Source organism: Croceifilum oryzae (genome assembly GCF_030814315.1).
Lineage (GTDB): Bacteria > Bacillota > Bacilli > Thermoactinomycetales > Thermoactinomycetaceae > Baia > Baia oryzae.
Genome location: NZ_JAUSUV010000003.1, coordinates 217,549 through 231,754 on the forward strand (window position 1 = coordinate 217,549; position 14,206 = coordinate 231,754).

15 protein-coding genes are annotated in these 14,206 nt (G+C 42.0%); 7 read left to right on the top strand and 8 right to left on the bottom strand.

The annotated features are described in order from the left end of the window. Nucleotides 1–82: 82 nt before the first annotated feature. The 4 genes from J2Z48_RS04290 to J2Z48_RS04305 all read left to right on the top strand — a co-directional run bounded on the left by J2Z48_RS04290 (nt 83) and on the right by J2Z48_RS04305 (nt 2,825). Nucleotides 83–298, top strand: a complete 216-nt coding sequence (locus J2Z48_RS04290) for a helix-turn-helix transcriptional regulator (RefSeq protein WP_307251324.1) — start codon at nt 83–85, stop codon at nt 296–298. 136 nt (nt 299–434) lie between these two features. Further along, nucleotides 435–650: a hypothetical protein gene (locus J2Z48_RS04295; protein WP_131848781.1), complete on the top strand. Its 216-nt coding sequence runs from the start codon at nt 435–437 to the stop codon at nt 648–650. Between the two features lie 126 nt (nt 651–776). Then, complete coding sequence (locus J2Z48_RS04300; RefSeq protein WP_307251326.1) at nt 777–1,442, top strand: ATP-binding cassette domain-containing protein; 666 nt, start codon at nt 777–779, stop codon at nt 1,440–1,442. Between the two features lie 18 nt (nt 1,443–1,460). After that, nucleotides 1,461–2,825: a hypothetical protein gene (locus J2Z48_RS04305; RefSeq protein ID WP_307251328.1), complete on the top strand. Its 1,365-nt coding sequence runs from the start codon at nt 1,461–1,463 to the stop codon at nt 2,823–2,825. A gap of 302 nt (nt 2,826–3,127) precedes the next feature. On the opposite strand, the gene J2Z48_RS04310 is transcribed toward J2Z48_RS04305, so the two are convergent. Further along, a complete protein-coding gene (locus J2Z48_RS04310; RefSeq protein ID WP_307251329.1) occupies nt 3,128–4,258 on the bottom strand; it encodes a protein kinase domain-containing protein in 1,131 nt (376 codons plus the stop codon). Nucleotides 4,259–4,444: 186 nt separating this feature from the next. Between J2Z48_RS04310 and J2Z48_RS04315 the strand changes: the two genes are divergently transcribed. The 3 genes from J2Z48_RS04315 to J2Z48_RS04325 all read left to right on the top strand — a co-directional run bounded on the left by J2Z48_RS04315 (nt 4,445) and on the right by J2Z48_RS04325 (nt 5,968). Next, nucleotides 4,445–4,591 (top strand): hypothetical protein, encoded by a 147-nt coding sequence (locus tag J2Z48_RS04315; protein ID WP_307251330.1) that lies wholly within the window; start codon nt 4,445–4,447, stop codon nt 4,589–4,591. Nucleotides 4,592–4,678: 87 nt separating this feature from the next. Further along, on the top strand, nt 4,679–4,954 hold the full coding sequence (gene hbs, locus J2Z48_RS04320; protein WP_093292482.1) for a non-specific DNA-binding protein Hbs: 276 nt from the start codon (nt 4,679–4,681) through the stop codon (nt 4,952–4,954). Nucleotides 4,955–5,038: 84 nt separating this feature from the next. After that, on the top strand, nt 5,039–5,968 hold the full coding sequence (locus J2Z48_RS04325) for an ROK family protein (RefSeq protein WP_307251331.1): 930 nt from the start codon (nt 5,039–5,041) through the stop codon (nt 5,966–5,968). 80 nt (nt 5,969–6,048) lie between these two features. Here J2Z48_RS04325 and J2Z48_RS04330 read toward each other — a convergent pair whose 3' ends face one another. From J2Z48_RS04330 to mgtE, 7 genes are all read right to left on the bottom strand, one after another. Further along, the gene (locus J2Z48_RS04330; RefSeq protein ID WP_307251332.1) at nt 6,049–7,344 is read right to left on the bottom strand and encodes a hemolysin family protein; all 1,296 of its coding nucleotides are present in this window, start codon (nt 7,342–7,344) and stop codon (nt 6,049–6,051) included. A gap of 152 nt (nt 7,345–7,496) precedes the next feature. Beyond that, entirely contained in the window at nt 7,497–8,201 is a 705-nt protein-coding gene (locus tag J2Z48_RS04335) for an ABC transporter ATP-binding protein (RefSeq protein ID WP_307251333.1), read from the bottom strand. Between the two features lie 22 nt (nt 8,202–8,223). Further along, nucleotides 8,224–8,997, bottom strand: a complete 774-nt coding sequence (locus J2Z48_RS04340) for an ABC transporter ATP-binding protein (protein ID WP_307251334.1) — start codon at nt 8,995–8,997, stop codon at nt 8,224–8,226. 19 nt (nt 8,998–9,016) lie between these two features. After that, nucleotides 9,017–10,282: a branched-chain amino acid ABC transporter permease gene (locus J2Z48_RS04345; protein WP_307251335.1), complete on the bottom strand. Its 1,266-nt coding sequence runs from the start codon at nt 10,280–10,282 to the stop codon at nt 9,017–9,019. Nucleotides 10,283–10,291: 9 nt separating this feature from the next. Further along, nucleotides 10,292–11,269, bottom strand: coding sequence for a branched-chain amino acid ABC transporter permease (locus J2Z48_RS04350; RefSeq protein ID WP_307251336.1), 978 nt, complete (start codon nt 11,267–11,269; stop codon nt 10,292–10,294). 93 nt (nt 11,270–11,362) lie between these two features. After that, the gene (locus tag J2Z48_RS04355) at nt 11,363–12,538 is read right to left on the bottom strand and encodes a branched-chain amino acid ABC transporter substrate-binding protein (protein WP_307251337.1); all 1,176 of its coding nucleotides are present in this window, start codon (nt 12,536–12,538) and stop codon (nt 11,363–11,365) included. A gap of 290 nt (nt 12,539–12,828) precedes the next feature. Then, nucleotides 12,829–14,178 carry a magnesium transporter gene (gene mgtE, locus J2Z48_RS04360; protein WP_307251338.1) on the bottom strand — a complete coding sequence of 450 codons (1,350 nt, stop codon included), beginning with the start codon at nt 14,176–14,178 and terminating at the stop codon, nt 12,829–12,831. Nucleotides 14,179–14,206 lie beyond the last annotated feature (28 nt).

The following is a 14,206-nucleotide window of genomic DNA, read 5'->3' on the forward strand; positions in this document are numbered from 1 at the left end:
ATTCATAATAGCTGTTGACAGGTATTTTTATATTTTTTAATATTATTACATGATTTAGAAAAGTTTATTGAGAGGTGAACGAATGTTAGCTGATGTGAAACCTATGGATTTTAGTGAGGTAGAGTGTAAGATTATTCGCATGATTATACAGGAAATGCCTAACAAAGAGATCGCTATGGAGTTACGTTGCTCGCAGCGAATGGTTGAGTATCGCATCCAGGGGATTGCAAAAAAGATGGGAGTTTCTACCAAAGTTGGTATAGTAGCAGGTGCATTTAGGAATGGAATTGAAAGTTAAAGTAAAAAACAAAGCGCATTAATATATAATTATCAATTTCTTCGGAAATACGAAATTGAGGCTCTATACTCTATACTCTATAATTTAAAATGTGGATAAAGATAAAGGGATATAAACATATGGAGGTAGATATATAATGGGTTGGTTATCAAAAGCAAAAGCGATTGCAAATGCGATTAAAAAACATGGTCCTAAAGCTTGGGACGCAATTAAGAAAGGCGCTGGAAGCGTTTATAACTCAGCAAAAGCTGCTTGGGATAAAGGATTCTGGTCATTTGTTTGGTGGCTAGTAGAGCATACAAGTACTCTAGGTATCATTTATGATGCACTTCAAAAAGCAGGTTTGCTCTAATAAAGAAAGAAAACTCAATTTTACACTCCTCGACTTAGTGTAGAAATTGAGTTCCCTTTTCATGATACTATAAAGATAAATACCCTTTATCTTTATCCCTAAACACTCTAGAGGTGAATGGTCAGTATGGCAAATGTTGAACTTGCAGTCGATGTACGTGGATTGTCTAAGTCATTTGGTGAAAAAACGGTATTAAAGGATATCAACTTTACACTTGAAAAAGGAACTACTGCAGTAATAAGAGGGAGTAACGGCATAGGGAAGACTGTCTTTCTTAGTTGTCTGTTAGGCTATCAAAGTGTAGAGCAAGGGGAAGTTATGGTTTTAGGAAAGAGTATTAAGGATCGCGTTTTTTTACGTAAAAACACAGGGTTCATCTCATCGGATCGACATGAATTTATGGACATTTTAACACCTAATGAATATTTTCGTTTTATTATCGATATTTATCAGTTGAGTGTCCCTCAAGCAAGAATTACAGAGCTTGCGGAGCAGTTACTCGTAACCCACGAACTAAATCATCTAATTAAGGAACTATCTTTTGGAACGAAAAAGAAAATTCAACTGATCGGTTGCTTGTTATATCAACCAGCCTTATTGGTGTGTGATGAGATTTTTGAAGGGCTTGACGCTGAGACAGTAAAATATGTTCAAAAATCCTTTCAACAACGAAAAGATTTAGGTCTTACTACCTTGTTCACCACTCACATTATGCATCACGCTGATTTTGTAGATGAGATATTCTCTTTGGAGAATGGAGAAATAATTCCTGCTGTGAGCATAACAGCATGAGGGGATTGGAAGTAGGAAATGGTAACTTTATCTATTTATAGAGAAATATGGGATAAGGCGAATGAAACAGAAAATAGAAGCAAAGCTCAGATATGGATCGAACAAATCGTGTTCTGTTTCATTGTAGCCATCGGATTAACTTGTTTAGTTCATTTTTTTGGAACGAAAAGCGCTATTATCATCTATTTTTTTAGTTTGTTTTTGTTACAGTCGTCCTACTACTTTGTAACAACTCATGTTTATGAAAGTACCTCTACAACGATTAGCTTTGCCAAGTCGATGCCGGTTTCGGTACATCGCTTTTTTTGGTATTATGTTTCGTGTAATAGCAATTCATGGGTCTTTATTATCATCGACTCTCTTCTGGCGGCTTCTGTCTTACTTTATTTTGATGCTGATTTCATGCAGGTCGTGATGCTACTTGTTCGGGTTCAATTAATGAATTTTGTATGGTCCTCTATTAGCATTTACAACATGTTTCGAAAGGGGACTAATCTCTCCCCACTCATTTTTAAATTGATCTTTTTTGCTTTTCTCATTATCATTTATAATGTATGGAATCGATTTCATGTGAGTTTCTCGATTGATAGTGTCATGTTGTTTGTAGACATGATCCTCGTTTTTCTGAGTGTACTCATTTTAGTATTTTATCCTTACATGGTGCAGAGATGCCTAGTAGAGAGTGCTCATACGAGTAGTTCTAGGCTAAAAGTCCCAGCGAGGATAGTAGAGTTATGTTCGGCTTTATTCCCACGTAAAAGCCTACTGGGTCCTGCTTTAAAAATTCACTTACTCCGGCTCTTACGGAGTGAAGAGTATCTTAGTAAGATGTTAGGCATTGGAATCATTTTATTTTTTGTTAAATCTATTTCTTACATATTTTTAGGTAAATCTGATTCGAAGGACCATTTTGATTTGTTGTATCCTTCTTTTATGATTGTATATTTTTCATTTAATAATCTACGTGTGGATTATCAGTTGGAAGAGAAGCACAACTTACTTGATTATCCTATCGCAAATAGATTAGACCGCTTAGGTTTAAATATTATACACGGTGTCTTTGTCTTCTTGCTCGGGCTACTATTTTTTTCTGTGGAGATTCTCTCAGGAATGCTAAATCCGAGTCAGCTACTTAATCCTATTTTGCTATTAATATGCTTATACATAGCCACGTTGATTGTAAAGGTGCCCAAGGGAAAGTTGAAAGTAGGGCAGAAACTGAAAGTCAGCTTTTTTTGTATATTGACCTGTTTATCTATCGAAATCCCTTGGTTAATTTGGTTCCATTTCATTTATGTGAAGCTACTGCTTCTAGGAATCACAATTGTATGGGCTTATTTAAGAACGTACCGAAGAAATACTGAAATGAAATCAATCTCTTGATAAGGAAGTGATCAAAGAATGAAAAAATTGACCCGTGTAGCTGAGGTTATCTTGGTACTTTCATTTGTGTCATACTTACTGTCTAAATACGTAATTGCAGGGCTAAAGCCGTATTCTAGTTTGTTTTTTACCTGCGCAGCAATTGGTTTAGTTCTAAAAATAGTATTCTCTTTGGGTGCTAAGAAAGAGTAGAACGAAAAAAATGAGGGGTTGGCTGTCCGCAGAAACGAGAAAGTTCGTTTCTGTTTTTTTATTGGTTTAGGTCATAGAATACAAACAAAACGAACTCTAGTGAAGGGGTCTTATCTCACTAGAGTTCGTTTTGTTTGTTCGATTGAATGGTTACTTTCTTGGTTATTACTATTTAGGCATGAATTTAATAGAATCCCAAATAGGATAATGATGAAAATGGCACCGATCAGATAAATCCATTTTTTCTTAGTAGCTTCAACTGTACGCTTTCTTCTCAAGTCTACGTTGGGTCTCTGTTGAGCTTGAACCTGTGCACTGGAGCGAGAACGATCTGTATTCGAGATAGAGTAGGCTTTTGAGTTTGACCTCGTTTTGGTAAGGCTCTCTGATCTCCTGCTAGCCGGATTTTTCTCCTTGGACGTAGCATGCAGGGCAGATTGAAGTGCTTTTTTCATTTCTTCAGCTGTTTGAAAACGCTTTTTAGGATCTTTTTCCATCGATTTGCGCAATACTTGTGTGAACTCAGCTGGGATGTCTGGATTGATCTTACGGGGGTCTGGTACGGGGGTTTGGATATGCTTTAATACGATTGCAATATCCTCCTCAGCGTGGAACGGGACCTTACCTGTGACCATCTCATACATAACAATACCAAGTGAATATAGATCTGAAGGGTATCCGATTACATGACCTCTTGCTTGTTCGGGAGAGAAGTAGTGGATGGAGCCCATGATCGTTCCGGTCTTGGTAAGATTGTTCGTGTTGCGTAATAGGCGCGCGATTCCAAAGTCAGCCACCTTATATCGTCCACCTGGAGTGCACATGATATTATGTGGTTTGATATCGCGGTGAATGATGCCATGATTGTGTGCATGTTGAAGGCCACTACAAATCTGAATCGCAATTTGCATAGCTTCTTTTGCGCTTAATCGTTTCTTAGACTGAATGAGTTGCCGTAGTGCTTGTCCTTCTACATATTCCATCACCATATAGTAGAGAGGACCTTCTTGCCCGGCATCATACAAATTTACAATGTTTGGATGGGACAATCGGCCAGTGGCTTGAGCCTCCCATACAAAGCGTCGGACATATTCATGATCATAAATGAGACGTTGATTCATAATCTTGATCGCAACCGTGCGATCTTGAACATTGTCATAGGCTTTGTATACAGTTGCCATCCCACCAGTGCCGAGGATATGATGTATTTGATATCGCCCGGCTAGTAGCCTTCCTTCCATCGGCATCACCTTTTTCTGAGATCGGATGGCTTATCATCTATCTTATTATAAAATTAGCATTGTTAAAGGGTAAGGTACATATCTATTATTCCGAAAAAACCTTCGTGTTACAAGTTTTTTTCCTCCTTGTTAACAGAAAGGACACGCTAAATCGGTTTAAATCACTTTTTTATAGTGGAGGACTGTATGGAAAAACGTAGATGGTATGTAGTCGGATTGATGATTCTCTTCTTCCTTGTGGTTGGGAAGTTACTGAAGTTAACGTTTGCTGCATTAGGGATATTTGTGATGCTGGGCGTGCTTCTCCTATATTTATTTAAAAATAAATCTTGAATGGCTGAACAAATCTAGCTAATATAGGTATGACAGGAGAAATGCCTTGTAAGATAAGGCTGTCCTTGATTGTTAGGAGGGTTAAGCTTGAACAAAACCGAATTGATCAATAAAGTTGCAGAAGTTGCTCAGCTGACGAAAAAAGATGCGGGTCTTGCTGTAGACGCTACATTGAATGCGATTACAGAAGCTCTAGCAACGGGTGAGAAGGTTCAACTGATTGGCTTTGGTAACTTTGAAGTGCGTGATCGTGCAGCTCGTAAAGGCCGCAATCCGCAAACTGGAGAAGAAATCGAAATCCCAGCTACGAAAGTACCAGCATTCAAACCAGGTAAGCAGTTAAAAGACGAAGTTAACGCTTAATTTGGAGTACATAGAGGAAACCAGCACTTACATTTGTGGATGCTGGTTTTTTCTTATCAATATATAGAATCTGGGTGATGATGGATGACACGCTATATAGGTGTGGATTTAGGTGGAACCAAGATCGCTGCGGCATGTGTAGATGAAAGTGGACACATCACAAATGAGACCCGAATCGATACCCGTGCTCATGAAGGAGCCGAAAGCGTATATGGGCGGATTAAGCAAGTGATTATGCGTGCAAGCGGTGAGGAGCCTATTTATGGGATTGGGATTGCCGTACCCGGATTAACAGATCCTCAGACAGGAACGATCTTAACCTTGTCCAATATTCCGAGTCTCGATGGGTTTCCGCTTGCTGAAAGATTAGCGAAAGAGTTTGGTGTTTCCGTTCATATTGACAACGATGCCAATGCGGCCACTTGGGGGGAATACCATTTTGGATCAGGGAAGGGAGCCGATTCACTCATCTTCGTTACAATCAGTACGGGTATAGGTGGCGGAATCATTTTAAATGGGCAGACGATCCAAGGCAAACAAGGCTTTGCTGGTGAGCTGGGGCATATGGTGGTCGATCCAGAAGGCTTTGTGTGTGGATGTGGGCGAAAAGGGTGCCTAGAGGCCGTCGCTTCGGGTACAGCTATCGCTCAGTGGGCCAAAGAAGCGAATCCACAAGCCCTTTTCTTCCAGTATGCGAAAGAGCAGGATCGAGATGTACGTTCTGAAGATGTGTTCCAAGCGTGGGAAGCGGGAGACTCCATTGCAGATGAAATTGTGAAAAACGTGATTCGCTATCTAGGAATTGGCTTTGCGAATTATATCCATATCTTCAATCCAGAGCGCATCGTAGTAGGTGGTGGTGTTTCAAAAGCAGGGGTACGATTTTTCGACTTACTACACCTACAAGTGGAGCAAGAAACGATGCCTGTTTATAGAGGTACCTTTGAAATCGTTCCAGCTAAATTGTTTGAGCGTGGTGCGATCCTAGGGGCGGCTATGCTGTGTGCAAAATAGGGGCTGGATGTCAGCCCTGATTCACATGAAAAAACCCCTCAGACAGCAGCTGAAGGGCTTCTATGATGATTCGAAAGCGATTATGTTGCAACAGGTGATTTCTTCACCATAATACGTGCGATCCTACGATTTTCAATGGTTTCTACTTCAAACGTATACCCAAAGGCATCATGCGAATCTCCGATGTTCGGAATGGCTTGTAGCTGAGAGAAAAGCCATCCGCCAATGGTATCGTTATCTTCATCTTCTAATCTTAGTTTAAAATGTCTATTTACATCTTCTAATAGCAAGCGTGCATCAATGGATGTATGCGAACCCGTACTACGGAATAAAGGTAGCTCTTGGTCAAATTCATCTTGAATCTCTCCAAAAATCTCTTCCATGATGTCCTCTAATGTGATAATCCCTGATGTACCACCAAATTCATCGACCACGATGGCCATCCCCGCGCGATTTTTTTGTAAGGTAAACATAACATCTTTAATCTCCATCGTTTCTGGGACAAACGAGACGGGACGAGATAAATCTTTTAATGTGGGTTGTTTTCCTTTGGCTAATGCTTCAAATACATCTCGTATATGGATAATCCCGATAATCTGATCTTTGTCTTGTTCACAGATCGGAAATCGAGTATGTGTCGAGTTAACAATAATATCTAAGTTTGTAGCGAAATCATCTTCTGAGTAGATACAGGTCATCTGGGTTCTGGAGATCATCACTTCACGAGCAATCCGCTCGGTAAAGTCAAATACATTGTCAAATAACTGCATCTCTGTCTTATCAATATAACCACTCTTATGACTCTGCTGGAGTACCAAGCGAATCTCTTCTTCGGTGTGAGCAGAGTGATGGTCGTTTGTTTCAATGCCGCATGCGCGTAAGAGCCCATTGGCGGAACCGTTGAGGACAAAAATAAAAGGCCGAAAGATAGAGTAAAACAAGTGTAATGGCGCAGCGATCCACAGGGTAACTTTTTCAGCTTGACGAATTGCTAGAGTCTTGGGTGCCATCTCACCTACTACAATGTGTAAGAAGGTAACGATCAGGAAGCCAACTGCCACAGAGATCGTGTGAATGAACCATTCGGGTGTTTGGAAAACTATGAGTATGGGTTTGAGAAGCCTAGCAATAGCTGGCTCGGCCACCCAACCAAGTCCGAGAGAAGCGAGGGTAATCCCTAGTTGTGTTGCTGATAAATATGCATCTAGGTTGGCAAGCACCTTTTGTGCGAGCCTACCGCGTCGATGCCCTACTTGGGCAATTCGAGTGCTTCGAACTTTTACGATAGCAAATTCAGCAGCAACGAAGAATCCGTTGAGGAAAACGAGGAATAATGCGAATATCAAATACAGTGAGTTACTTATGACCCCTTCCAAAAGGTCAACCTCCTAGTAAAATAGAATATAGTGTTACAACTTTAATCATAAGTCACTTACATAATGAAAGTAAATATAAAATATTATTTTTTTAATTTAATTAATAAAAAAACTAGACTCCATGTAGGGTCTAGTTTTTTTATTTGAGGGTATTAGGCGAGGTAGGCTTCGCGGATTTGTTCGTTTCCGAGTAGTACATCGGCGTGGTCTTGTAGGGCGATGGAGCCGGTTTGGATGACGTAGCCGCGATCGGCGATTTGTAGGGCTTGGTAGGCGTTTTGTTCGACTAGGAGAATGGTCATCCCGGATTGGTTTAGTTTTTGGATGATCTCAAAAATCTGTTCTACGACAACGGGGGCTAGGCCCATGGAGGGTTCGTCGAGTAGGAGGATCTTGGGATTCATCATGAGTCCACGTCCGATGGCAAGCATCTGTTGCTCCCCGCCGCTCATGGTTCCTCCTTTTTGAGAGAGTCGTTCTTTTACTCTCGGGAAGTATTGAAAAACTCGTTCCATCCGTTCGGTAATTTGTTTTTTATCTTTTACTTGGAAGGCTCCCATCTCTAAGTTTTCTTTTACTGTGAGTCCTGGGAAGATACGTCGTCCTTCGGGAACATGAGCAATTCCTAATTCGGCGATAGTGTGGGGAGGCTGGCTTTGAATTTCGTTTCCTTCAAATAAAATAGTCCCTGTTGTTTTGACTTGTCCGCAAATGGCTTTGAGGGTGGTTGATTTACCGGCGCCGTTGGAGCCGATTAGGGTGACAATTTCACCTTGCTGGACGTGTAGGGATATGTCGTGTAATGCCTCTATCTGGCCATAAAAGGAGCGAATGGATTGAAGTTGAAGTAGACTCATAAGGGTCTCCTTTCCTATGTTCTTATACTGAAATGGCACTTTTCCCTAGGTAAGCCTCAATGACGTTGGGATTGTTTCGGATTTCTTCAGGTAAACCTTGGGCGATGAGTTGACCATGGTCTAACACATAGATTTGCTCGGAGATTCTCATCACGAGTTTCATATCATGTTCGATGAGGATGACGGTGATTTGTTTATCATCCCGGATCTGTAGGATGAGATCGGTTAATTCAGTAGTCTCTTTTGGATTCATCCCGGCGGCAGGCTCATCAAGAAGTAGGACTTTGGGATGAGTGGCTAGCGCTCGGGCAATTTCTAACTTGCGCTGTGCCCCATAAGGGAGGTTTTTCGCTTGATGGTTTACCCAATCGGCTAGGCCGACGTATTCGAGAAGAGAATATGCATCGTAGCGGGCTTGTTCTTCCTCAGAACGAACTTTAGGTGTTGAAAATAGTGTGCCAAGGAAGCCGGCTTTTAGGTGGGTATGCATGCCGACCATTACGTTTTCGAGGACACTCATCTCTTTAAACAAACGGATGTTTTGAAATGTGCGTGCAATCCCTTTTTCCGCAATGAAATTGGGCTTTAGGCCCGTGATGGGCTTTTGATCGAGATGGATCTCTCCGCCGTCGGGGGAGTAGATTCCTGTGATCATGTTAAAGAATGTGGTTTTACCTGCTCCGTTAGGACCGATGACGGCAGTGATGGATCCTTTTTCAAAGTTGATGGAGACATCTTTGACAGCAGTGAGTCCGCCAAAGTGTTTGGTAATGCTGGTGGCTGTTAACATCGACATGGATTGATTCCTCCAAACATTAGATGGAAGTGGTTGTTTCTTTTGTTTTTGTATTTTTCTTTGAGAGTTTTGCTTTGAGATCAGCGATTTTGTATGTTTTGTTTTTGGCTGGGATGAGTCCTTGGGGTCGGAAGATGGCGATGCCGACGAGGACGAGTCCGAATAATAGACGTTGCATTTTAGCTGGCGAGAATACCTCAGGTACGTGTAGGTTTTGGGTGAGGAATAGGGTAATCTCAGTTAAAATTTGTAGATTGAGAATGGAGATGATCGCGGCACCTAAGATAACACCAGGGACGCTACCCATTCCGCCTAAGATGACCATCACTAAGATGGTGATGGATTCTAATAAGGTGAAGCTGGTAGGATCGACGAATTGATTTTTTGCGGCAAAGAGAACGCCCATCATGCCGGAAAAAGAAGCACCGAGAGCAAAGGCCCATAACTTGGTTTTCACAAGGGGAATTCCCATGGCCTGAGAGGCAATCTCGTCTTCTCGTATGGCTTTCCACGAACGTCCTAATTTGGAGTCTTCAAAGCGCCGAACGGCATAGATGACGAATCCTAAGACAATCAAAACCAAGAAGTAAATGTGAGAGGCTTGTGTAAATGTGAAACCAAATAGTTTAGGTTGGGGGATTCCCGAAATTCCGAGTGCTCCGTTGGTAATATTGATGGGCTTATCCAAGTTGTTAAATACAATACGGATGATTTCACCAAACCCTAAGGTGACAATGGCGAGATAATCGCCTTTTACCCGCAAAACGGGAACACCCAAGATAATGCCAAATAATGCCGCTACCAGTGCTCCTACGATAATAAAGAGCCAGAATGATTCTCCGCCCAGTGGGAAGATGGAGGAGTTATGAAAGAGGGCTTGTGCTTGTGGGGAGGCAAAAATCCCGTACACATAGGCTCCGAGTGCGAAGAAGGCGACAAATCCTAGATCGAGTAAGCCTGCGAAGCCAACTACGATATTTAACCCAAGTGCCATGGCGATGTAGATTCCGGCCATAACGGCGACTTCCATATACACTTGCTGGGAAGGACCGCCAGAAGCAGCAACGGGAATGACGGCAAAGGCGATTAGGGCACCAGCGCCCCATTTGATCCAGTTGGAAAAGGTTGTGTAGTACAGAAGTAAGAAAGAGAAAAGTAAAAGTAAAAAGGATGTGACTGATTTATCCATGAGATAGAGACTTGTGCTTGTACATAGGACGATGAGAAGAATGAGAACCGACTGAAAAGTGCGGCTACTTGAGAAGAGAGAAGCTAATTTTTTCATGATTTTCACCTACACTTTCTCTTTTACTGCTTGACCAAAGAGGCCGGCAGGTTTAAAAATGAGGACCAGTATAAGAATAATAAATGCAAATACATCTTTATACTCAGCACCTAAGGCTCCACCAGTCAGAATCCCTAGGTTAGCGGCCGCAAATACCTCTAATAATCCAATTAAAAGTCCACCAAACATGGCTCCACGGATATTCCCAATCCCTCCTAAAACGGCAGCAGTAAATGCTTTTAACCCGAGAATGAAGCCGATAAAGGGGTTAATGGTAGCATATTGTTGTGCATAGAGAACGCCTGTCGCTCCTCCGATGGCGGAACCAATGAAAAAGGTGAGTGCGATCACTTTGTTTACATTGATCCCCATTAGGGCCGCTGTATCACGATCTTGAGCGACTGCACGCATCGCGATTCCCCATTTGGTACGGTTTACGAAGATGTCGAGTACAATCATGATTAAAACGGCGATTCCGATGACAACTAAGGTGTTTGATTTGATGGCGGATGCATGAACGTCATACCCACCTATGGAAAATGCGGGGATGGCGATTTTGTTTTCAAAGACGGTTTGTCCCGTAACGATATAATTTCCTGTCTTATACTCTGCGATGAATCGGACAAGGTCTTGAAGGATAAAAGAGATTCCGACAGCAGAGATCAGAGGGATTAGTTTGGGGGCTTTACGGAGGGGACGATAAGCGATACGTTCAATCCCAACGCCCAGCACACCTGTCAATAGAGAAGCGAGAAGTAAGACGAGGATCAACGTTAGCCAGTTTAAAGCGAGACCAATGTCTACAAAAGTAAATAAGAGAGCGGTTCCGATAAATGCCCCTGCCATAAAAATCTCACCGTGCGCAAAGTTGATGAGTTCCAAAATTCCATATACCATGGTATATCCGAGAGCGACGACTGCATAAATGGCGCCGAGGGTCAGACCGTCCAAGAGTACCTGGGGTAGTGTGGAGAGGATCTCTTGCATAAGGGTCCATTCCTTTCTAGAACGTATAGTTTTATAAGTTTTTTTGTAAAAAAGAGATGAAGGTGTGATCCTTCACCTCATAGCAAAAAAGGACTACTGTTTCTCGATGACTCCAACTTGTTTTCCTGGATATTTATCTTCAAATTGGAAGACGAATACTTTTGCGTATTTGTTATCGCCTTTCGCGTCAAAGCCTACTTTGGTCGCGATTCCTTGATAATCTTGAACTGCGCGGATAGCATCTCTAACCTGCTCACGAGTTGGTTTTTTGTTCCCATTTTTCGTGATCGAGTCTTCGAGTCCCTTGAGGATAACGCCCATACTGTCATATCCGTAGTAGGAGAAAGACTGAACCGATTTCTTGTCGCCAAATTTTGCTTGATATTTTTTCACGAAATTTTGTCCCTCTGAGGTATTGGAGATGTCAGCTGCTACCGATGTGTAAAAGGTATTTTTTACCCCTTTGCCAGCAATTTTGACCATATCGGAACTATCGAACCCGTCTCCACCCATAACAGGGATATTCAGTCCTTTTTCGCGGGCCTGTTTAACAAGTAGACCGCCTTCGCCGTAAAGTCCACCGAAGTAAATGAGATCAGGTTTTTTGGCTACTACTTGGTTGAGAACGCCGTTAAAATCCTGCTCACCAACAGTAATCCCTTCATAGGCAAGGATTTTCGCCTGTTTTTGCTCGGCTACTTTTTTGAAGTTTTCAGCAAGCCCTTGACCATAGGCTGATTTATCTTGAATAATGAAAATATTTTTTGCTTTGAGGTTGTCTGTTGCAAATCCAAAAGCGGCAGGCCCTTGGAAATCATCGCGTGCCACGATTCTGTTAACTGATTTTTTCCCTTGTTCAGTCAATTCAACTGCTGTGTTAGCTGGTGAAACCATCGCGATGGAATTGTTTTCATAAGTAGATGAGGCAGGGATGGCCACACCTGAGTTTAAGTGCCCTACGACCCCGAGGATGCTTTGATCAGCGGCTAATTTTTGCGCGTTGGACACACCCACTTTTGGGTCTCCCTGATCATCAAACGGAACAAGCTCTAGAGTAAAGCCTAGTTTCTTAAACTTCTCCTGGTTTTCTTCCAGTGCTAGCTGAGCTCCCAATTTAATTGCTTCCCCTAAGGTGGAGCTACTTCCGGAAAGCGGGCTTTGTGTTGCGATTTTGATGGCGTTATTGCCTCCTGCATCGGTACTACAACCGACAGCTGTGGCGGTAACAAGTCCAAACACAGTGAGAATAGTAAGAAAATTACGTTTCAAAAGGGTAAGCCTCCTCTTTAATGTTGTAACTATAGCTATATCATACACGCAAAAGGTTTGGAATTCACCACCAATTTATATTAGATTAAAAAATAAATTTATTTAAAAAATTATAATTAATAGACATAACTTTTTATAAATAGGAAATGGAGAACCACTAGTGATTGATGAGAAAGATCTCAACTAGTTAGTTCTCCATTTGTTGTCTAGTATCCATTTTAGATCGCAACCTAGGACTGGAACTGTCCATAAGATCACTCCTATGCGTTTTTAAAAATAATCAATGGGAGTTAGATATGCAAAATTAACTGGGCCATTGTGAAGTAGATGATGAGTCCTGTTCCATCTACTAAAGTAGTAATGAGTGGACCTGATACGACAGCGGGGTCGATTTTAAGCCGGTGAAGCATAAGGGGCAAAAAGGCCGATACCAATGATGACCATAGCACGATACATAAGGCAGAGATGGAAACCACATATGTGACATTAGGATCCACATCCATCATCCATGCGCGGGTGAGAGCAATGATACCGATCGAGGCTCCGATGAGGGTACCTGTAATTAACTCTTTCCGAATGACGCGAAACACATCTGAAAATTGGACTTCCCCGACTCCAAGTGCACGTACGAGAGTAGAAACAATTTGGGAACCTGTATTTCCTCCTGTTCCAGTGAGAAGCGGAATGAAAAAGGATAAGGCTACCACCTGATTCATAACGGACTGGTAGGATTCGATTACATTGGATGTGTAGGCTCCTCCTACGAATAAAACGAGTAGCCAAATAATTCGTTTGCTGTAGAGATTCCAGACGGTTGCTTTGAAGTAGGGTTCTTCTAGCGGCTGGCTACCTCCAAGCATTTGGAAGTCTTCAGTCGCTTCTTCTTCTAATACGTCTACTACATCATCGTGTGTGATAATGCCAACGAGACGTTTTTGGGTATCTACAACGGGTAGTGCATATAAATCATATCGGGATAAGATTTTGGCTACTTCTTCTTGCTCCATCTCAGCGGGTACGGAGATGAGTTCGGTTGTTGCGATGGTTCCGATAGTCGTATCCAAGCTCGCTAAAATCATTTCTTTCAGCGAGGCGACCCCTACTAATTCACCACGAACATTGGTGACATAGATATAAGAGACGATTTCTGCTTCATGCCCTACTTTTCGAATATGCTCTAGGGTGCGACTACAGCTCCAGTATGCTCTAGCAGAGATATAGTCAACGGTCATGAGACTGCCGGCTGTATATTCCGGATAGGACATTAATTGATTAATTTGTAACCGGTAATCTTCTGACAACAGGCGTAAGAGACGTTCTGCTTGATAAGGATGGATTGCGAGCAACGTATCTACTACTGCATCACTTGACATTTGTTTCAATAATAAAGAAGAAACGGAGTTGTCGAGATGCTGGAGGATGTTGTATTGTACCTCCGGCTCTAGGTATTCAAGTGATTCTGCGGCCACCGGTATGGGTAGATTGGGAATCAGTTTTAGTTGCTCTGGTTCCTCTAAATGACCAATAATTTGCGAGATATCATACGGCTGTAGTGGTTGGATTGCTTCTAATAATTCGGCTGAATGTGGATTGGTGTTGAGTACGGTTTGAATCCGATTTTGAACTAAGGTGTGGTCCATATAGTTCCCCTCCTCCTCACAAAAGGCA